Source organism: Pseudoalteromonas sp. SR43-3 (assembly GCF_014163875.1).
Classification (GTDB): domain Bacteria; phylum Pseudomonadota; class Gammaproteobacteria; order Enterobacterales; family Alteromonadaceae; genus Pseudoalteromonas; species Pseudoalteromonas distincta.
Map to the genome: position 1 here is coordinate 16,444 of NZ_JACJEC010000009.1, position 21,002 is coordinate 37,445.

Annotated in this window: 17 protein-coding genes; 10 read left to right on the forward strand and 7 right to left on the reverse strand. The window is 41.5% G+C overall.

Features of this window, described 5'->3' with window-relative positions:
• Positions 1–183 precede the first annotated feature (183 nt).
• The 6 genes from H5088_RS12005 to H5088_RS12030 form a co-directional block, all read right to left on the reverse strand.
• On the reverse strand, positions 184–393 hold the full coding sequence (locus H5088_RS12005; protein ID WP_007580429.1) for a cold-shock protein: 210 nt from the start codon (positions 391–393) through the stop codon (positions 184–186).
• Positions 394–578: 185 nt separating this feature from the next.
• Positions 579–788, reverse strand: coding sequence for a cold-shock protein (locus H5088_RS12010; protein ID WP_024595869.1), 210 nt, complete (start codon positions 786–788; stop codon positions 579–581).
• A gap of 426 nt (positions 789–1,214) precedes the next feature.
• A complete protein-coding gene (locus H5088_RS12015; protein WP_182737782.1) occupies positions 1,215–2,219 on the reverse strand; it encodes a YeiH family protein in 1,005 nt (334 codons plus the stop codon).
• A complete protein-coding gene (locus tag H5088_RS12020) occupies positions 2,219–3,214 on the reverse strand; it encodes a TauD/TfdA family dioxygenase (RefSeq protein WP_182752962.1) in 996 nt (331 codons plus the stop codon). The genes H5088_RS12015 and H5088_RS12020 overlap by 1 nt, the downstream gene beginning before the upstream one ends.
• Before the next feature lie 9 nt (positions 3,215–3,223).
• Positions 3,224–4,186 (reverse strand): aldo/keto reductase, encoded by a 963-nt coding sequence (locus H5088_RS12025; RefSeq protein WP_076925524.1) that lies wholly within the window; start codon positions 4,184–4,186, stop codon positions 3,224–3,226.
• 215 nt (positions 4,187–4,401) lie between these two features.
• Positions 4,402–5,151 carry a GntR family transcriptional regulator gene (locus H5088_RS12030; RefSeq protein ID WP_024600661.1) on the reverse strand — a complete coding sequence of 250 codons (750 nt, stop codon included), beginning with the start codon at positions 5,149–5,151 and terminating at the stop codon, positions 4,402–4,404.
• A gap of 180 nt (positions 5,152–5,331) precedes the next feature.
• Between H5088_RS12030 and H5088_RS12035 the strand changes: the two genes are divergently transcribed.
• The 10 genes from H5088_RS12035 to H5088_RS12080 all read left to right on the forward strand — a co-directional run bounded on the left by H5088_RS12035 (position 5,332) and on the right by H5088_RS12080 (position 18,962).
• Positions 5,332–6,099: a sulfite exporter TauE/SafE family protein gene (locus H5088_RS12035; protein WP_024595864.1), complete on the forward strand. Its 768-nt coding sequence runs from the start codon at positions 5,332–5,334 to the stop codon at positions 6,097–6,099.
• A 107-nt stretch (positions 6,100–6,206) separates the two neighbouring features.
• A complete protein-coding gene (locus tag H5088_RS12040) occupies positions 6,207–8,267 on the forward strand; it encodes an alpha-xylosidase (RefSeq protein WP_182752963.1) in 2,061 nt (686 codons plus the stop codon).
• A gap of 91 nt (positions 8,268–8,358) precedes the next feature.
• The gene (locus H5088_RS12045) at positions 8,359–10,098 is read left to right on the forward strand and encodes a solute:sodium symporter family transporter (RefSeq protein ID WP_182712502.1); all 1,740 of its coding nucleotides are present in this window, start codon (positions 8,359–8,361) and stop codon (positions 10,096–10,098) included.
• Positions 10,099–10,306: 208 nt separating this feature from the next.
• Positions 10,307–12,742, forward strand: a complete 2,436-nt coding sequence (locus H5088_RS12050; RefSeq protein ID WP_182752964.1) for a TonB-dependent receptor — start codon at positions 10,307–10,309, stop codon at positions 12,740–12,742.
• A 209-nt stretch (positions 12,743–12,951) separates the two neighbouring features.
• Positions 12,952–14,541 (forward strand): alkaline phosphatase, encoded by a 1,590-nt coding sequence (locus H5088_RS12055; protein WP_182752965.1) that lies wholly within the window; start codon positions 12,952–12,954, stop codon positions 14,539–14,541.
• Between the two features lie 11 nt (positions 14,542–14,552).
• Positions 14,553–16,343: an alkaline phosphatase gene (locus H5088_RS12060; protein ID WP_182752966.1), complete on the forward strand. Its 1,791-nt coding sequence runs from the start codon at positions 14,553–14,555 to the stop codon at positions 16,341–16,343.
• Positions 16,344–16,482: 139 nt separating this feature from the next.
• Positions 16,483–17,196: a hypothetical protein gene (locus H5088_RS12065; protein WP_182752968.1), complete on the forward strand. Its 714-nt coding sequence runs from the start codon at positions 16,483–16,485 to the stop codon at positions 17,194–17,196.
• Between the two features lie 293 nt (positions 17,197–17,489).
• On the forward strand, positions 17,490–17,924 hold the full coding sequence (locus tag H5088_RS12070; protein WP_182696066.1) for a hypothetical protein: 435 nt from the start codon (positions 17,490–17,492) through the stop codon (positions 17,922–17,924).
• A 130-nt stretch (positions 17,925–18,054) separates the two neighbouring features.
• Entirely contained in the window at positions 18,055–18,576 is a 522-nt protein-coding gene (locus tag H5088_RS12075; RefSeq protein WP_182696065.1) for a YcxB family protein, read from the forward strand.
• 2 nt (positions 18,577–18,578) lie between these two features.
• Positions 18,579–18,962, forward strand: a complete 384-nt coding sequence (locus H5088_RS12080) for a hypothetical protein (RefSeq protein ID WP_002960201.1) — start codon at positions 18,579–18,581, stop codon at positions 18,960–18,962.
• 99 nt (positions 18,963–19,061) lie between these two features.
• Here the strand turns inward: H5088_RS12080 and H5088_RS12085 are convergent, their stop codons facing one another.
• Positions 19,062–20,951 carry a monovalent cation:proton antiporter-2 (CPA2) family protein gene (locus H5088_RS12085; protein ID WP_182752970.1) on the reverse strand — a complete coding sequence of 630 codons (1,890 nt, stop codon included), beginning with the start codon at positions 20,949–20,951 and terminating at the stop codon, positions 19,062–19,064.
• Between the last annotated feature and the right edge of the window lie 51 nt (positions 20,952–21,002).

Sequence of the window (21,002 nt, forward strand, 5' to 3'; positions counted from 1 at the left end):
TGTATCCTAAAAAATTAATATAAGTGTGCCTGAAAAGAGGCGATTGAGCCGGAAAAAATAGTTAACTTGAGGATATCGTGCAGGATTATTACTAAAACAACTCGGTACTAACAAATAAAACAAAATTTCTTTCAAACTAGTATTCAAAATGGGTTATTGCTAACCCATTAAATTGTGTAGCAATTAGATGCTAACAATGTTCTCGGCTTGTGGGCCTTTTTGACCTTGAGTAACAGTAAACTGTACACGTTGGCCTTCAGCTAAAGTTTTAAAACCGTCGCCAGAGATCGCGCTGAAATGTGCGAACACGTCTGCGCCAGATTCTTGCTCGATAAAACCAAAACCTTTTGCTTCGTTAAACCATTTTACTGAACCAGTAGTTGTATTAGACATAATATGTATCCTAAAAAATTAATATAAGTGTGCCTGAAAAGAGGCGATTGAGCCGGAAAAAATAGTTAACTTGAGGATATCGTGCAGGATTATTACTAAAACAACTCGGTACTAACAAATAAAACAAAACTTCTTTCAAACTAGTATTCAAAATGGGCTATTGCTAACCCATTTAACGAAAGCAATTAGATGCTAACGATGTTTTCAGCTTGTGGGCCTTTTTGACCTTGAGTAACAGTAAACTGTACACGTTGGCCTTCAGCTAAAGTTTTGAAACCGTCGCCAGAGATTGCGCTGAAATGTGCGAAAACATCAGGACCAGATTCTTGCTCGATGAAACCAAAACCTTTTGCTTCGTTGAAAAATTTAACTGTACCAGTTGTAGTTGTAGACATAATAGTATCCTAAGAATTAATAAAAGTGCGCCTTAAATTAGGCAATTTAACAGGAAGAAAACATACATTTAACTGAGGATAACGCGAAGGATTATTACTAAAACAACGTGGTACTTACAAATAAATAGGGTTTTCTGCCAACCCGATGCGAGGCAGGATAACAGTAAATTAAAGTATATACCAAGCCCTATTGTAAATTTATTTTAGAGTAAGTACTTTATTTGTTTGTTGTTTTTTTAACTAATTAGTTATGATTAAGATGATATTTTATACTTTTAAAATAAAGGTAAGCTTTGTTTAATCAATACGTTAAGCCTGTTTTTGTGCGTAGTTTTAAAGTAGGCAAAATACAGCTTTTAATTGGTTAAAACATGACCTAATTACCTACTAATTTTTTTTGAGATATACCCTAAATAATGTAATTCTTTAGCTCCAAATTACAAATCCAAGTATTAATAACGCAATCCAAAGTGTTTCAGCCACAATTAAAATAATGGGTTTCATACCTACTTCGGTTAGTTTTCCTAAATTAGTTTTCATACCTATGGCTGAAATAGCAGCAATTAAAAAGAACTGCGAAAGTTCGTTAGCGGTTTCAAGTACTATTGTAGGAACTGAAAAGCAGCTATTTATTACCATAAGTATTACAAAGCCAATTAAAAACCCAGGTACTTTAGGTAACTCTCCGTGTTTTTCTTTATTTGAGTGATTAATAACAACCATCATAATAAGTACAACGGGTAGTAGCATTGCAACACGTACTAGCTTAGTTAGAGTTGCTATATCGCCTGTCTCGGGTGATACCGAATAACCTGCACCCACTACCTGGGCTACATCATGTATTGTGCCACCTAAAAATACGCCTGCATTATGGGCGTCAAACTCAAGATAATTAACCACAATAGGGTAGAGGATCATAGCTAGAGTCGACATGGCTGTTACGCCAATAACGGTTAATAAGGTGTCGCGTTCTTTATGTTCGCTGTTTGGCATAATAGACGAGATAGCCAGCGCAGCAGACGCTCCACAAATAGCAACCGAACCACCTGTTAGTGCACCAAAGCGTTTTTGTAAGCCAAATACGCGCGCTAGCACTACACCTAAAATAATAGTGGTAAATATGGCGCCCGCTAACATAAGTGCTGTTTGCCAACCCAGTGTTACTAAATCTCCCAGCGCTATGCGTGTGCCTAGCAGTACTATACCTACACGCAAAACCGTGGTGCCGGTAAAATCGATACCTTTGGCGCAAGGGCTATCGCTTTGATACAAAAATGAGACTGCCATACCCAGTAACAAAGCAAACAACATGGCTGGCGCGCCGTAATGCTCACTCAAAAATAAGGCGGCAAGGCCAGTCATTGCAGCAATGCTGGCACCTTGCCATAAAGGTGATATTTTACAGCTTAATTTACTGCTTAAGCGCTGCATTACGCTTTAGCTGCGGTAAGTGCTACTAATACTTGGCGCTTACGTTCACCTGTAAAAGGGCGACGACCATGCATAGCCATTTCGTTATCAACTAAAGCAACGTCACCGTCTTGCCATGCAAGATCAAAGGTAAATACTTTAGAAAGCTCAACAATTTTATCAAGTCCTGCTTTGGGTATTGCACTACCATCGCCAAAAGTAATGGCGATTGATGGGTTTTCGCGTACACCTTTCCAGCCCATGTAAGCGGCAATCAGTTGGTTATAAAAAACCTGTACGTTATTTTCAAGAGTTACTACCGCAGGCAGTACCGGTGTAACGGCTTTTAGTGAGCCGTCTTCAAGCCATTCCCACTCGTAACCAAGTTCGGTTAATTTATTATGTGCTTCGTCTTTGGTTTCTACACTTAGCGTACTTTTCCAGCTTCGGCCTTGGCCTGATGTTGCGTCGTCAGCGGCTGGCATATAGGTGGTATATTTTAGGCCTTTGTGTTCAAAGTCATGGGCAAGCTTGCTGTCGTATTCTTTTAACGCACTAAATAATTTATCTGATCGGCAAAGAGGTGTTGCACCGCCTTTTTCTGCGGCCGATTTACAAAAGAAGAATAATTTACTTGGCGAAATAGGCGTTTGCGCCATTTCGTGATGTAAGTATATTTCTACATCTTTTGGCGCTTCGTTAGCTGTAAATACACGTTCGGTAAAATTAATACGTACCGCGTTAGACAGTGACTCTTTATAGGTAAAGTTTGTGTAGTCAAACCCGGCTGAAAAAGTATCAAAGGTTTCGGCGCTATTTACCGGAAAGCCACGAAACAGTACAGCACCTGAGCTGCGAAGCTTTGTAGCCAATTCACTTTTATTCGCGCGAATGAAAGCTACCGCTTCTTCAACGGTGCTGGCGTTATTGTTATTAACCACAATGCACGGAAAAACCGAATCATCGAATGTTAATTGAGTTGGCACTGAGGCGTAGTTAATTTCGGTAGCTGACATTATATATTCCTAATCGTAAATTGGGTGAAAACGGTTAAAGGCAGCTTCACAAAAGTGCCCAGGGTCGTTAAATCGGCGATTACTGTTAAGCGCAGAAATTTGCGCCATTTCTTGCTCTGTTAATTCAAAATCAAACAGTGCGAGGTTTTCTTTCATGCGTTCAAGTTTTGAAGTTTTTGGAATAATGGCTGTGCCGCGTTGCACGCCCCAACGAAGAACTACTTGTGCTGGCGTTTTGCCATGATTGTGTGCAGCCGCTTTAACAACGCTTTGCTCAAGAACTGATTCAGTTTTATCAGCCATTTCTAGCTCAAGGTATGAAAGCGCACCCAGTGGTGAAAACGCAGTAACCGGAATATCGTACTGCTTAGCTAATCTTACTAATCGCTCTTGCGTTAAATAAGGGTGCGACTCAATTTGCAACATAGCGGGTTTGATATTTGCGTAGGTCATTAAATCGTGAAGCAGCGCGCTTGAGTAATTACATACTCCAATGCGTTTAGCTTTGTTGTTATGTACTTGCTCTTCCATTGCTTGCCATGTTAAATATAGCGGCACTTTTGCCAGCTCCATTTGTGGATTTTGCGCGTCTGGGTCAACAAACCACTCTGGTGGATAGCGGGTTTCTATTGGCACAAATGTTTGCGCAATCGGAAAATGAATTAGGTATAAGTCTAGGTAATCTAGCTTTAAATCACTCAGTGTTTTATCAATCGCGAGGCCAACATGCTCTGGTGCATGAAAGGTATTCCACAGTTTTGATGTTACCCATAATTCTTCGCGAGTACATAAACCATCGTTTATTGCTTGGGCTATGCCATCGCCTACTTGTTCTTCGTTACCGTAGTCTGATGCGCAATCAAGATGGCGGTAACCTGCCTTAATGGCTTGGTATACCGTTTGCGCACAATCTTCTTGTGCTACTTTCCATAAACCGAACCCTACTGGAGGGATATTATTTAATGAACTCATTGGGAATTCCTGTTAAAAATGCATAATGACTTAGGTCTTGTATAAGACATAAGTTATTATACGAATCAAACAGTGTCAATACTGTGTTAACAGCAAAGTAGTAAATGGGTGGGTTAAAAAACCTACAGGCAGCAAAAAGGCAGCGTTTGCTGCCTTTAAAAAATATTTAATTATTATGCGCTAAAGTAAGTTTTTAGCACTAAACACGCTTTTAATTAATCAAGTTCAATTTGATAGTGGTAATGATCGCTACGGCATTTGCTTTGGCGGTATTCAATTAGCTTACCTTCGATTGATTCGGTAATTCGTGATACCAACAGCAGTGGGTCGCCAGCTTTAATAGCAAGCATTTTGGCATCATCAGCTGTAGCAAGTACAGCTTTAATACTGTCTTGGGTTTTGTGTACAGTTTGGTTAAATTTGGTCTGATAGTAATGGTACAATGTATGCGGAATATCACTACTTTGATGTATATCAGGAAAGTAGCTTTGCGGTAGGTATATAGTTTCGCTCATGCAAAATTCGTTATCAAGAATACGCCTACGAACAAGCTTGGTAACTTTGTCTTTTTTATTGAGTTGTAACGCTTCTGTTACTTCAATTGGCGCTGCACAAAGCTCAACCGATAGCAGTTCAGCCTTTGGCAAATCAGCGCCTTTACCGTCGGCTTGTAACGGAAAAAACCTAAATAAGGCATCTTGCGCAGTATGCTCTGATACAAACGTACCAACGCCTTGGCGACGAGTCACTATTTTATTGTCGGTTAATAAATTAAGTGCTTTACGAACCGTACCTTGGCTTACGTTAAATTCTTCAGCAAGGCGAAATTCGCTTGGTAGTGCTTCGCCAGGTACCCAGCGTCTTTCAACAATGAGCTGTTTAATATAATCAGCCACTTGTAAGTAAAGCGGTTGAAAAGCCAAGCTTGGGCCACTTAATTTGTGATCAAACATAGAATTACTCATTATTATTTACCATTAAATTTAATCCACCTGTAGTTATATCATAGGTGAAACCTTTTACGCATATTTGCGCTAGCTCAATTAAACGTGAACTACTGCTGTAATGTTTTATAGGCGCAAAATATACATTATGCCTAAAAACAAATCGTTACACTACAATAGCTCACCCTTAGGAAATTAAAAGTGCTCAGTATTTCTTTTGAACTCATTTTGCTTATGGCGTTGTGCCTAAGCCTTGCCACTGTAATGCAAACTCTTAGCGGGTTTGGCTTTGGGTTGCTGGTGGTTGCAAGCTTTACGTTGCTTGATGTATTGCCACTTACGGCAACTACATTTTTAGTGAGTTTGCTAGGGTTAGTTAATTCAACAACCGTGGTCGTTAAAAACCGCAGTTCGGTAAAAGTACCCGAGCTAAAACTTATGTTGTATACCGGTATACCGTTAATGCTGATAGGTTTTGTGCTACTTGAGTTTATGTCGTCGCATTTAACGCACTATTTAAACTTTATTTTAGGTGTAAGTATTCTGCTGTGCTGCGCTTTAATGCTGATTGGCCGCGATCGTGCTAATAAACAAAGCCGCCCTCGTTCGTTTTTAATAGCTGGAGGGGTGAGTGGATTACTTGGTGGGTTGTTTTCAACCTCAGGGCCGCCGCTTGTGTTTCAGTGTTATAAACAAAGTTGGTCTATTGAAGCTATTCGCAGTACGTTATTAGCGGTATTTACTATTGGCGGGTTAGTACGTGTAGGTATCGCCTTATTTGGTACTTTGCCGGGGCTCGACATTATGTTTTTAATTGCAGCGGCTATTCCCTTAGTGTTGTTAGTTACGCATTTTGCTCGTAAATTAACGCCTTACGTTGACGCTAAATGGATACGCATTATAGCTATTACGTTACTAGGACTGAGCGGCGTATCGCTGGTGGCTACATCGGCACCTGGCATTTTTTAAAAAATGCGATGTAAATAATTCATCTTGAGTTTATTTACGTTGACATGGGGATTACAATTATTTAACTTGTGTCTTATACAAGACTAATAATTGGTTAAGGAACTCCCATGAATGCATTTGAATTACGTGAGCCAGACTGGAACGCAATAGAGCCAGCACGCTTAACCGCACAGCCAAAGTTACAAGGTAATGTGCTGGTTTTGCCCACTCAGTTTGGTGATATTAGCGTAACGATTAGCCAGTTTGGCTTACGTTTAAATGCAGGTACCACGCATGATGAGCAGTTTAAAATATTAACCACAACCCCATCAGAATACCCTCTTACACTTAGCAAAAACAATAATGATTACAGTGTAAGTGGTGGCGAATACCGCCTAGAATTTTACAGCGACCCTTTTCATTTCAAACTTTATAAAAACGATGAGTTAGTACAGCAATCAGCAACTGATGGTCACTTTGTACGCCAGCACCGTTTACCGCCACTGGCTAAAACCGATAACGGCTGGATTTTAAGCCTTGAGCTTAACTACGACGAAGCCGTGTATGGCCTTGGCGAAAAATGGGGCAAGCTTGATAAACGCGGCCAACTTATTCGTTCATACAACCACGATGCGCTAGGCGTTAACGCCGAAAAGTCTTATAAAAATACCCCGTATGCATGGAGCCCAGAAGGCTGGAATTTATTTGTACATACAGCCGCGCCTGTTACCCATGGTGTAGGTTATGCATTATGGTCGCAACGCGCATATGTATGTTTAGTTGAAGATGAGGCGCTAGATGTATTTTTATATCAAGAACAAACACCTGCCCAAAGCATCAACCGTTACTGCGAGCTAACAGGTTTTGCACCGGTACCACCGCAGTGGAGCTTTGGTGTTATTTTATCAAAAGCGTATTACAAAGATGCTCACGAATTACTTAGTGTTGCCCGCGAAGTACGCGCTAAAAATATGCCGTGCGATGTAATTACTCTTGATGGCCGTGCATGGCAAGACACCGACACCCGCTTTGCATTTGAATGGGATCCAACACGCTACGCCGACCCAAAACCAGTGCTTGATGAACTAAAAGCGATGGATTTTAAAATTTGCGTATGGGAATACCCGATGATCTCGGTAAATAACCCATTATTTGCTAAAGCGGCCGAAAATGGCTGGCTTATAAAAGATAAACGCACCGGTAAAGCGTATCAATACGAGTGGGATTTAAGCCCATTTGGCGAAGTACTTACACCACTACCAGAGTCGGGTATTTTAGATTTTACTCACCCCGACGCTTACGAATACTGGCTCGAATCGCACAAGCCATTGTTTGAGCTTGGCGTAGATATGATAAAAGCAGACTTTGGCGAACAGCTAGAAGACGAAAACATGGTATCGCACAGTGGCGACAGCGGCATAAGATTACACAACGTTTACAGCATGTTGTATAACCGCTGCGTTTTTGAGGCCGCCGAAAAATACTGTAAAACAGGGCCATTTTTGTTTAGCCGTTCAGCATGGACGGGCAGCCAACGTTTTCCTGCACAGTGGGGCGGCGACCCGCAAGCCGATTGGCAGGGTTTAGCGGCAAGCATTCGTGGCAGTTTAGCGTGGGGTATGTCGGGTGGGCCATTTTTTGCAACCGACATTGGTGGTTTTTACAAAGACACCCGCGACGCAGAGCTTTACGTGCGCTGGGCACAAGCTTCAGTATTTAGCGCACATATGCGCTTACACGGTATTGGTCCTCGCGAACCGTGGTCTTACACCGAGCAAGCAAGTGATGCGGTATTTGCAGCTCTTAAATTACGCTACCAGTTAATTCCGTACTTACAAACATGTGCAGAGCAAGCGCAGCAAACAGGCTTGCCGGTTCAGCGTGCCATGGCATTGGCATTTCCTGATGATGTGCTAGCGCATAGTTTTGATCAGCAATTTATGTGCGGTGAAAAATTGTTAGTAGTGCCGTGTGTCGTACCAAACGGTAAAGTGAAGTTTTATTTACCACAAGGCAACTGGATTCGCTTTCCTGATAAACAATCTTACGAAGGTGGTAAGTACTACGAGCACACACTCGCACTTGAAGAGATGGCAGTATTTGTACGCGAAGGCGACAGCCTAATGCTTGGCCCAGAGGTTCAACACACAGAACAAGACATGAGCCAATTAACAGCATGGCCTAAATAAAACTCGGCTTAATAAAACACACACAACACACACAATAATAAAGATATTAGCTTACTTTTTACCGAGTAAAGTAAGCTAAAAGGGGCGCAAGATGGAAGGTATGAACATTACCATGACACTGCTATCGTGCTTGGCGTTTATGGCGCTGGTGGGATATATCTCGTACCAAAAAACCAAAGGGGAAGTTAACACCCAAGATGGCTACTTTTTAGCGGGTCGTGGGTTAACAGGTACATTTATAGCAGGGTCAATGATCCTCACTAACTTATCGGCCGAGCAACTAATTGGCCTTAATGGCTCAGCCTATGGTTACAACCTAAGCTCAATGGCGTGGGAAGTAACCGCGGGAGTATCAACCATTATTATGGCGTTGATCTTTTTGCCTCGTTATTTAGCGGGTGCGTTTTCTACCTTGCCTGAATTTTTACGGGATCGTTTTGACGATACCGTACGCCGTATGACGGTGATCTTATTTATGGTAGGGTATTGTTTTATAACGATCCCTTCGGTTTTGTACTCAGGATCAATAGCCGTACTTAGGCTGTTTGATGTTCCTACCTTATTAAATATGAGTTACGAAGCAAGCCTGATTGTGACCATTATTACAGTGGGCTCAGTTGGCGCTATATACGCTGTTTTTGGCGGTTTAAAGGCGGTTGCGGTATCAGATACCATTAACGGTGTTGGGTTATTAATTATTGGTATTCTAGTGCCCACACTAGGTTTGATAGCACTAGGCGACGGTAGTTTTTCAGAAGGGTTAAGCACCCTTGTAAACACCGATACAGAAAAACTCAACGCTATTGGTAGCGAGGATGATCCCGTGCCATTTGGCACTATTTTTACAGGTATGATCCTCGCTAATTTGTTTTATTGGGGTACTAATCAGTACGTGATCCAGCGTACGCTGGGCGCTAAAAACTTAGTTGAAGGTCAAAAAGGGGTGTTGTTTTCAGGGTACTTTAAAGTGCTAGTACCGTTTATGATGATGATCCCTGGCGTTATTGCTTACCATCTTTATAAACACGAAAGCCTGCCAACTATCGATTTAGCTTACCCACATTTGGTAAAAGAAGTGCTTCCACAGTATTTATCTGGGTTCTTTTTGGCCGTATTGCTAGGTGCTGTATTTAGCTCATTTAATTCACTGCTCAATAGCGCGGCAACCTTGTTTTGCTTAGACGTTTATAAGCCAATGAAAAAAAATAAGGTAACAGACAGCCAACTTATAAAAGTAGCCAAAATTACTAGTATTGTTATTGCCATATTGTCGTTTATAACTGCGCCATTATTGATGTTTGCGCCTGAAGGTTTATGGCACATAATTCGTGTGTTTACAGGATTTTACAACATTCCGGTCATCACAATTGTATTGGTAGGTTTGTTTACTCGAAAAGTGCCTGCACTGGGCGCTAAAGTCGCGATTATATTCCATATTATTGCCTACACCTTGCTTAAATTTGTATGGGATGTAGACATTAACTTTATTCATATTTACGCCATTTTGTTCTTAATTGAATTGGTGATAATGCTGGGTATTGGTTACTACAAACCACTTAAAACACCATGGCAATTTACACGCAAAGCTGAGGTAGACCTTAACCCTTGGAAATACGCATTACCTTGCGCAATTGTATTAGTAAGCTTGATTGTTAGCTTATATATATTATTTTCGCCACTCGGATTGGTTGGTGGAACCAGTGTGTACTTTGTACCAAGTTTAGCTGCTGTATGGTCTACAGCCTTAGTGCTTAGCTGGTGGAGTGTACGTCGTTGGCAGGTTAGTTACGAAAATAGCTTAGCGCGTATTGGTGCTAAAAACGCCGCATAACCTGCGGCTATATTCTGTATACCAAACTTAAATCACATTTAATTCACATAATGTTTGCATTAGTAAGATAGTTTGTTTAAATTTAAAGCTCTTATATAAGATATAAGAGCTTTAAGGGAAGTATCACACACTGACACCGCTTTATTAGCAACACACACAATTGCTAGCGCGGTACCACACAGCACACACGCACAATATGGAGAATGACATGAGAGCTAAAAAGTCCGTCTTAAGCTTGGCAGTCACGTTAGCAATGACAACCGGTTTAGCGCTTAGCGCGCAGGTACATGCGCAGCAAGAGCAAACCGAACAAGAACAACAAAAAACAGAAACAGCTAAAAACGATACGTTTGAAAAAATAGTCGTTACTTCACAAAAAAGAACGCAAAGTTTAAACGAAGTACCTGTTGCGGTTTCGGTACTTAATAGCGATCAAATTAATTCAGCTTTTGCTAATAACATGGAAGGCTTACAGTCACTTGTCCCTTCGGTTAGCTTTAGAAAAGGCACCACAACCCGTAACTCAGCACTAACAGTGCGCGGTATTGGTACTATTTCATTTAGTATTGCTGCCGAGCCAAGTGTAGCAACTGTTGTTGATGGCGTGGTGCTTGGGCGCTCGGGTCAAGCATTTGCCGATTTATACGACGTAGACCGCATTGAAGTATTACGCGGGCCACAAGGTACATTGTTTGGTAAAAACGCCTCAGCAGGTGTGGTAAACATAACAACAAAAGATCCCTCGTACGACACAACAGGCAGCGTAGAAACCTCGTTTTATCAAGATAACGAATACCGTTTTAAAGGCGTTATAAGCGGCGGTTTAACCGACGACCTAGCGGCAAGCCTAACGGTATTTAAAGGTAAATTTGACGGTTACATTGATAACGTTTACAACAACGAAAAAGTAAACGGTTACGACCGTGAAGGTGCACGTGCTGTATTTAAATACGAGCCAGAGGATGACTTGAGCGTAAAATTTATTGCTGAATTTTATAACGCTGACGATGATTGTTGTGCCGACTTAGAAGCACTACCAAGTGGCCGTAATCCAGATTCAAAATCAGTACCAAATAGTAACGGTATTGTTGATGGTGTAGCCGATATTGATTTAGACCAACGCAGCGTTGATCACGACTACGAGTCGCGGACAATTGACGAACATAGCGCGTTTTCGGTACAGGTTGATAAAACAATTGGCGACTATACATATACTTCAATTACAGCGCAGCGTTCGTGGGATAACACAGAGTACCGTGAAGGCGACTTTACCTCTATTGCTGGCGACAGCAGCGAGCCGGTATTTGACGCGCCGTTTCAATTACACGATTTAGGTGCACAGCAATGGGATCAGTTTTCGCAAGAATTTAGAGTTACATCAAACCTAGCTGGGCCATTTAACTATGTTGCTGGCTTATTTTATTGGAACATGGATTCACAACGTAACTTTACTCGCGATGCTAGTTGTCAAAATAATGGTGGCCAGCTTGATAGCGCAATGGCTTTTTACGCGCAAAATAACTTATCGGGCGCTGAGCTTGATACAGCGCTTGCTGATTTAGAAGGTTACACACAAGGCCTAGGTGTTAGCTGTAACGCAAACGATATTGTATCGGCCACTGCTTTTATGAGCACAGAATTTAATAACTGGGCCGCTTTTGCCGATGGTACTTACGATTTATCTGAAGATTTACGCGTATTATTTGGTATTCGTTACACCGACGATGAAGTGTCTTACACGCATCGCCGTGTAAGTAATGATGTGTATGGCCGCACCGGTGTAGGCGTGCGCCCAGCAACACTTAATACAGATGATGAAGGCAAAGCCGAAGAAACCAACGTGTCGGGTCGTCTAGGTATGCAATACGATTTAGGCGATGGCCAAATGGTATACGGTACTTACTCGCAAGGTTACAAAGGCCCTGGGTTTAATATTTATTATAACTTTAATCCAGATAACGACAGCCGTGAAATAGCACCTGAAGAGTCAGACGCTTATGAAATAGGCTACAAATACGCAAGCCGCGAATTTGTATTTAACATGGCTCTTTTTAGAACCGAAATTGAAGGCTTTCAAGCTAACAACTTTGACTGTTCAGACGGCACTTGTATTACGCGCTTAACCAATGCGGGTGATGTAAGTACACAAGGTGTTGAAGTTGACTTTATGTGGGCTGCAACAGAGTCGCTAACGCTTACCGGTGGTGTTGCTTATATTAAAGCTGAAATTGACGAGTTTAATTGTCCGGCAGAGGTAGCCGCAGGTTCATGTACTGACCGCTCAGGTTTAGATGTACCATTTTCGCCAGATTTAAAATACTCACTAACGGCTGACTACTTTATTGAAACCGACCATGGCTTTAACGTACATATAAATGGCTCTTATATTTACACCGACGAGCAATACTCAGACCTACCAGACAACGTAGGCGAATTTAATCCAGCTGCTTTATTACCAGATTACGGTATTTTAAACGCAAGTGTGGGTTTATCGTTTAAAGATGACGCGTTTAGAGTATCACTTATTGCTAAAAACTTAACCGACGAAAGTTACGCAACAACCTACAGTGGCGATAACTTCCGTTATCAAATTCCGCGCGATGCAGAGCGCTACTTTGGGGTATCGTTTAAAGCACGTTTTTAATATTTAAATAACTCCCTCAATAATTTCCCTTAAAAGCGCAACGTTTAACACGTTGCGCTTTTTTTGTGACTTATTGTTGTAATAGTTTGGTCATTTTACTTTCATCAAAATTACCTTTATCAGTCACATCTGTTTTCTATAGTGCAGCGGTTGATCTTTTTTGTGTTTACACATTTCAAAAAATAACCACTAAACAATGGGAATTACGGATGAAAATTAAAAAAGTCGCTGCGGCAATCGCGCTAACATTTGCGTTTAGCGCAGTTAGCCATGCTGATGTACTACCGCAAAGCCAAAAAGACAGCAGCTGGTATAGCGCTGCGCAAACTAAACTAACAACAAAAACAGCACAAGCGCAGGCTACACAAGCCACTAAAGCTAAAAACGTCATTTTATTTGTGGGCGATGGCATGGGTATTTCTACACTTACCGCCGCGCGCATTTTACAAGGGCAGCGTAATAACCAATCTGGCGAAGAAGGTTATTTAAGCTTTGAAGAGTTCCCATACTCTGCACAAGTTAAAACGTATAACGTAGATGCTCAAACTCCTGATTCAGCAGGCACGATGACGGCTATTATTTCGGGTGTAAAAACCGATGTGGGCGTTATTGGTGTAGACGAAGATATTGAACGCGGCGTGTGTTCAACAGTGGCAGGTAACGAGCTAATTACCGCGACTGAATTGGCTGAAATTAAAGGGCTATCTACCGGTATTATTTCTACAGCACGTATTACTCATGCAACGCCTGCTGCCACATATGCTAAATCGGCTGACCGTAACTGGGAAGACGTATCCGATATGCCAGAAGATGCCGTAACGGGTGGCTGTGAAGACATTGCATCGCAACTGGTTAACTTTGAAAAAAACCTAGAAGCACGATTTGTAGGGACCGACGTAGACGGCCTTGATTTTGTAATGGGTGGCGGTCGTCGTCATTTTTTACCAAAAGACGAAACAGCTAACTCAACAGATGCAGTAAGCGCTATAGAAGGTGACCGTACTGACGAGCGCAACCTAGTAACTGAGTGGCAAACACAATACCCAGATGCTACGTACGTAATGGATCAAACAGGCTTTGATTCAATTGCAGACGACGCCACTAAAGTATTTGGTTTATTTAACGAATCCCACATGCAGTACGAAGCTGACCGCGCAAACGATGTAGCGGGCGAGCCTTCACTTACCGATATGACCACTAAAGCAATTGAAGTGCTTGGTAAAAACGATAATGGATTTTTCTTAACGGTTGAGTCGGGAAGAATTGACCACGCGCATCACGCGGGTAATGCATACAACGCGCTTAACGACACCATTGAGTTTGCTAAAGCCGTGCAAGCAGCGGTAGATAACACCAACCCAGAAGAAACCCTTATTTTAGTAACCGCCGATCACAGCCATGTATTTACTATTGCTGGCTACCCTAAGCGTGGTAATCCAATTTTAGGTCAAGTAGTTGCAGTAGGCGAAACTACTCCAAGCCTAGCCGCCGACGATATGCCGTACACCACAGTCGGTTACGCAAATGGTTTAGGCTTTAGAAACTTAGGCGACGAGACTGATGCTGATGCAAGCTACACAAGTGCTGCTGTAGCAGGGCGTGTTGAGCTAAATGGCGTTGATACAACAACCCCAGGTTTTCACCAAGAAGCAACTGTACCAATGGGCTCAGAAACACACGCAGGTGAAGACATATCTTTGCATGCTAAAGGTCCTGGTGCTCAGCTAGCACAGGGTGTAATTGAACAAAACGTTGTATTTCATTTAATTAATCAAGCTCTTGAACTAACTCAGCAATAATGGCGGCTAACATGAACAAATTAACGGTACTTTCTTTGGCAGTAATGGTCGCGCTAGCAGGTTGCTCGAGTGACGATAACAAAAATGAAAATAATATTATTGCAGTAGATAACGCTATTGCAGTGGGCTCTGAGCAGTGCATTAATGGCGGTGTAGAGACTCAAGTAGGCGCAGATACCAATAATAACGACGTGCTAGACAGCGACGAAGTTAATTCAACTAATTTAGTGTGTAATGCACCTGCAACGTCGCTCACAAACGAGCAATTAGCCTCGCTTACTAGTAATGCATGGTTTAGTGAAGCACAAACAAAATTAGGTGCTGCACAAACAGCAAGTAGCAACATTGTTACTGAATCAGGCAAAGCTAAAAACGTTATTTTATTTGTGGGCGATGGTATGGGTATTTCTACCATAACCGCAGCACGTATTTTAGCGGGTCAGTTAGAGGGCGAAATGGGTGAAGATCACCAGTTAAGCTTTGAAACTATGCCTTTTTCGGGCTTTGTAAAAACATACAACGTAGATGCGCAAACGCCAGATTCGGCAGGCACTATGACCGCAATGGCATCGGGCGTTAAAACCGACGCAGGCGTTATTGGTATTGATGAAGCGGTTGAGCGTGGTAATTGTGCATCAGGCAAAGGGCACGAACTTGTTACCTCGTTAGAGCTTGCTGAAATTGCAGGTAAAGCAACAGGGATTATTTCTACAGCGCGTATTACTCACGCAACACCAGCTGCAACGTATGCTAAATCGGCAGAGCGTAACTGGGAAGATATCTCCGATATGCCAGAAAGTGCTGCAACGTGTGAAGACATTGCATCGCAACTGGTTAACTTTGAAGCCAATCTAGAAGCACGCTTTAGTGGTGTTGATGTAGACGGTATTGACGTAGTAATGGGCGGCGGTCGTCGTCACTTTTTACCAAAAGATGCTGCGTTTAATTCAACCGATGCAGTAAGTGCTGTTGAAGGGGATCGTACAGATAACCGCGACTTAACCGCAGAGTGGAAAACGCAATATCCAAATGGCACGTACGTAATGGATCAAACCGGTTTTGATGCAATAAGTGACGACGCCACTAAAGTGTTTGGCTTATTTAACGAATCCCACATGCAGTACGAAGCTGATCGAGCAAATGATGTAGCAGGCGAGCCTTCGCTTTCACAAATGACTGAAAAAGCAATAAGCGTGCTTGATAACAACGAGCAAGGTTTTTTCTTAACGGTTGAGTCGGGTCGAATTGACCACGCGCATCATGCGGGTAATGCTTATAACGCGTTAAACGACACTATTGAGCTTGCCAAAGCCGTTAAAGTGGCAATGGAAAACACCAACCCAGAAGAAACATTAATAGTTGTAACTGCCGATCACAGCCATGTATTTACCATTGCTGGTTACCCTAAACGCGGTAACCCAATTTTAGGTAAAGTGGTTGCAGTAGGCGCTACTGAGCCAAGCTTAGCTGCCGATGATATGCCTTATACAACGGTTGGTTACACCAATGGTGGTGGCTTTAGAAACTTAGGTAGCGAGACAGATGCCGATGCAGGTTATGCCTTTGCACCTGTTACAGGGCGTGTTGATTTAACAGATGTTGATACAACAACACCGGGTTTTCACCAAGAGTCGTTAGTACCACTTGGCTCAGAAACACATGCCGGTGAAGATGTTGGCGTTTATGCAATGGGCCCAGGTGCACACTTGGTAACAGGCACAAACGAGCAAAGCTTTTTATTCCATGTAATGGACTTTGCCGCTGACTTTGTAAAAGCAGCAGACGAAAAACTAGCGCAATAAATACCGGCTAGTTATAAATTTAGTTAAATATATCTAAATAAAAACCCCCGCCTACTTTGCGGGGTTTTTGTCATTAAACTGACATTTATAATCGTTATGTTATTGCCATAAACTTGAAATATAAATAAGAGATAGCTAAATGAAAAAAGCGTTATTAATAATTGCCACGCTTGTAAGTACAAGTAGCTTTGCCTCGCAATGTGATATTGATGCCAAGCATTTAAAAGCGGATTATAAAATTACCAACAGCCATAAAGCGCAGCAAAGTAGCGAGTCACTTACCCTTTGGCGAAACAACCAGCAAGTAGCGCATCAAAGTGAAGTAATCACCGAGCTTTGGCAGCACTTAGCCAATAATCAAATACGACCAATACGTTACTTTAACGCCCAGCAACGCGGTATTGAATACCAACCATCTGAGGTACGCGGCGTACAAAACTGGAGTGCTAAAAGTCAGCTGGTGGATAACCACCTAATCGAAAAAATGACCCTAGTAAGCACCCAAGGCAAAGGCTGCGATGAAGTAAAAAACTATACACTGAGCGAAAATGGCAACGACTTTAACCTTGCCTTTATTACGCATTCAAAATTAGTTAAAACATTTAGTATTAGTAATAAAAAAAGCCAAACAAGTACATTGCTAAGCCTTAATAATGTAAACACTAATGAGCCATTAATTAGTGCTCAATTTGCACAGTGGGATCGCTTTCAAACCACCGATTACGCCGACATTGGCGATAACGAAGGCGACCCATTTTTAGCTAAAATGATAAACCTTGGTTTTATAGAGCACAGCGCAACGGGGTTTTATAACCAGCAAGGCGAGGCTATTCAAGGCGGGCATCACCACTAGGTTTTAGTTGAGTTTTAATGTGGCGTAGGACGAGCTTGCTGTGTTGGGGGTAAATTTATACTTCAGTCAGCAAGCTGTGGTGAGCTATCAACCGGCCTCTAAAATAAAGTGAATTTAAAATACTTCCGCCTAAATAATACTTCGAATAATCGCCTCATCTTATAAATAAGCACCGCCTGCTGCTAATTATTTATAGTTCGCAATAACTTACGCTATTTGATACTAATAGAAGTCCACGCAATAGGGACGCTTGAAAAAGTACTTATTAGCAAAGCTGTTATATTGGAACTTAAATGCGAGTACTTTTAGTTATATGTTTTTTATGGACTAGCTTATTATTTGCCTGCGGCAATGATGAACTAGGCCAATCAGCCTCTTTTGCAAAAATAAATGAAGACTATAGCGTAGGTAACTTTGTTGGCTATGATGTCTACGTACCTGAGATATTTAAAGACTATTATTTAACGTCATTTACAGTAGTGATAAAAGATACTTTATTAGCAGACTTGGATTTTACTGAAGCTAATAGTTATGAAGGTTATTACAAGGTATTTTTTCAAGTTAATCCTGAGAGATTAGATTCATTAAATATAGTACTTGGTTATTCAACAACAAAAGACAAAAAAGGAATTGTAATGTGTGGTGAAAGAATACAGTTAAATTTAAAAGAGTTACTCAGAGCAAATCAACCAGAAATGATCATCGCGCCCCCACCACCACTAAAATAGATCGAATTATTAAATTATTTTTAAACGTCGATCAAAGCGCTTGAAATAGTTTGTTCGGGTTTTGTTTGGTCTTATATTTATATAGCTTAAGTAGTTCGCTATGTTTAAACAAAGTTAGGATTCATTTTTTATGATCAAATCTATCACTGTTACTAAAAAGAATTATACCGACTATGCTGATTTTGCAATAAAAAGGTTGTGTACGCCTCAAGGTAAAAAAGACTCAGGAGTTATAAAAAATGTGATTGTTTGGTTTGTAATAACTGTTGTTTTTATGACTATCTTTCAGGTCGAGTCTATTCGCCTTTCTGACTTTCATTGGCCAAGTGGGTTAATTGTAGCAGTGCCATTTTTAATATTAATTATTGTATTTTTATACAATAATCATAAGTTAAAAGAGCAATCAATCCCCAATGAAAATGGCGTAATGATTGGCAATAAAACAATTGAATTTCAAGCTGATGGCATTCGCGAGACTAATCATCTTGGAAGTTACTTTTATAAATGGCAAGCCGTTGAAGCAATGGAAGAAAATAAAGGCGATTTATATATATTTGTAGACAAGTTATTGGCTTTAATAATCCCAGCTAGCACATTTACAAACGAAGCCGAAAAAGAAGAACTAAAAGCATTTATTAAAGCTCATATTTAGTCATGCGTCATTTTATAAATATTTACACCGTCTTAGTGTTTATTTTAATGCTTATACCTATTTCATCAATGGGAAGTGAAAAACCAGCTAACACTACCGATGAAAAATGGGGCAAGTATCTAGAGCATAGAGCTGCTTGGAATAAAATGCTTAAAGAGCGTTATGAAAATAAGTTAAAGCATACTCCGCCAAAACCGCCTTGGATTAAATTTCCAAATTATCATCCGAGCGATATATTTTGGAGAATGGGTGACGGCGAAAGCTACATAAGTGACTATTTCTCTATCTATTTTCAGTACGCTTCTAAGGCTGAAATAAATGCTTATAAGATTAAATATCCTGAACACTCAGATTGGCGTGGAACATATAAGCGCTTTGAACACTAACTAAAAAGTACAGCTATGCTTTCAGATAACTTATTTGATTGTGGCGCTTATTCACAGTGCTATTAACTCACGCTAATAGCACATATCAGTTTTTAGACGCTACTCAAGATGAGCATCATCAGGCTTTTTAGGTTTACTCGCTACTTCGGTTAAGCCGTCTTCGCAATCGCCGCTGTCGCAGGTATTTAAATCGCTTTGTGCTTGTTTATCTTGTTGAAGCACTTGTTTTAAATCTTCCATGCGTTGGCGAACTGCTACGCCGTAGCTGGCGTCGTCTCCCCATAATGCAGCTAGTTGCAGTACTGCAGCGCGGTCGTGGTCTCTAAATAGCTTACCAGCACGCTCTGCATCTTGCTTAGTGTTACCTAGTAACTCGAGTGCTTCTACGGCAAGGTTAATAGCTGAGTCGACTGTTTCGCGGTTAAACGCATCTACTTTTAAATTAAGTAACTGATACGCATGGCGGCGGTCGATTGCGCGAGCAACTATTTTAAGCTGCGGGTAGTTTTTATGCGCGAGCTTAATTATCTCAATAGTTTTATCGGGGTTATCAATTGCAATTACCAGCATTTGTGCAGTGTGCGCGCCTGCGGCTTCAAGGAGTTCTTGGCGTGCGGCATCGCCATAAAATACGGTATTGCCAAAACGGCGTAGTAATTCTATTTGGCTAGGGCTGTGATCAAGTACGGTAATTTCGTAGCCTTGCGCGTGCAGTAAACGCCCCATAATTTGACCAAAACGTCCGTAGCCCGCAATAATTACGTGCTTAGCGGTGCTAATTTGTTCTGGCTTATCAAACTCAGGCAGAGCACTGCTGCTGCGTTTTTGTATTTGCTCATAAACCATAAGTAATAACGGCGCTATTAGCATTGATACCGCCACAACTAAGGTAACAAGGCTGGTTTGCTCGGGCGTTAAAATACTTAAGGTGGTGGTTACGCTTAACAGTACAAAGGCAAACTCACCCCCTTGGGCAAGCGCTAAGGCAAATAATAATTGCTGTTTACTGTTAATTTTAAAGGTAACGGCAAGGGCAAATAAAATGCAGGCTTTAACCACAATGAGTAAAACCACTAAGCCTATAACAGTACTAAACTCGTTAAATAGCAGTTCAAAGTTAATTGATGCGCCAACAGTTATAAAAAACAACCCTAAAAGTAAGCCTTTAAAGGGTTCTATATCGGCTTCTAATTCGTGTCTAAATTCACTCTCAGCAAGTACTACGCCCGCTAAAAAAGTCCCCAAAGCAGGCGATAAACCAATACTTTGCATAACCAGTGCAATAGCGACCACTAAAAACAGTGCAAAAATAGTAAATATTTCACGCATGTGCGTTTGGGCAATGTATCTAAATAACGGCGCCGATACATATTTACCGCCGGCAATAATAGCGGCAATAACCGCAACCGATACACATACTTGTTGCCATACCGGCCAGCTTGCAATAATTGAATCGCTGATTTCTTTTGTGCTAGTTTGCGGGGCAAATGCAAGCAGTGGCAATAGGGCTAAAATAGGAATAATTGCGATGTCTTGAAACAGCAATACCGAAAAAGCGTTTTGTCCGGCTTCTTGCTTTAGCCAGCCTTTTTCTTCAAGGCTTTGCAGCACAATAGCGGTAGAGGAGAGCGCCAGCATTAAACCAATGGCGAGTGCGGTTTGCCAATGCATGGCAAAAAACCAATAACAAAATGTAAAAATTGCCGCTGCCGATAGCACGACCTGTAAGCCGCCAAGCCCTAAAATAGAGTGGCGCAATGTCCATAAACGCGAAGGTTGTAGCTCAAGGCCCACTAAAAACAGCATCATTACTACGCCAAATTCGGCGAAGTGCATTACATCGGTTTGATCGCCCACAACACCCAGCGCATAAGGGCCAATGAGTATGCCGGCAATTAAATAACCTAATACTGAGCCAAGTCCGACTCGTTTAGCAATAGGCACAGCGACTATGGCTGCTGCTAAGTAAATTAAAGCAATTTCTAACACGCGTTTATCCTAATAACATCAAGGCTTTTAGAATGGCTTAGCTGCTTATAA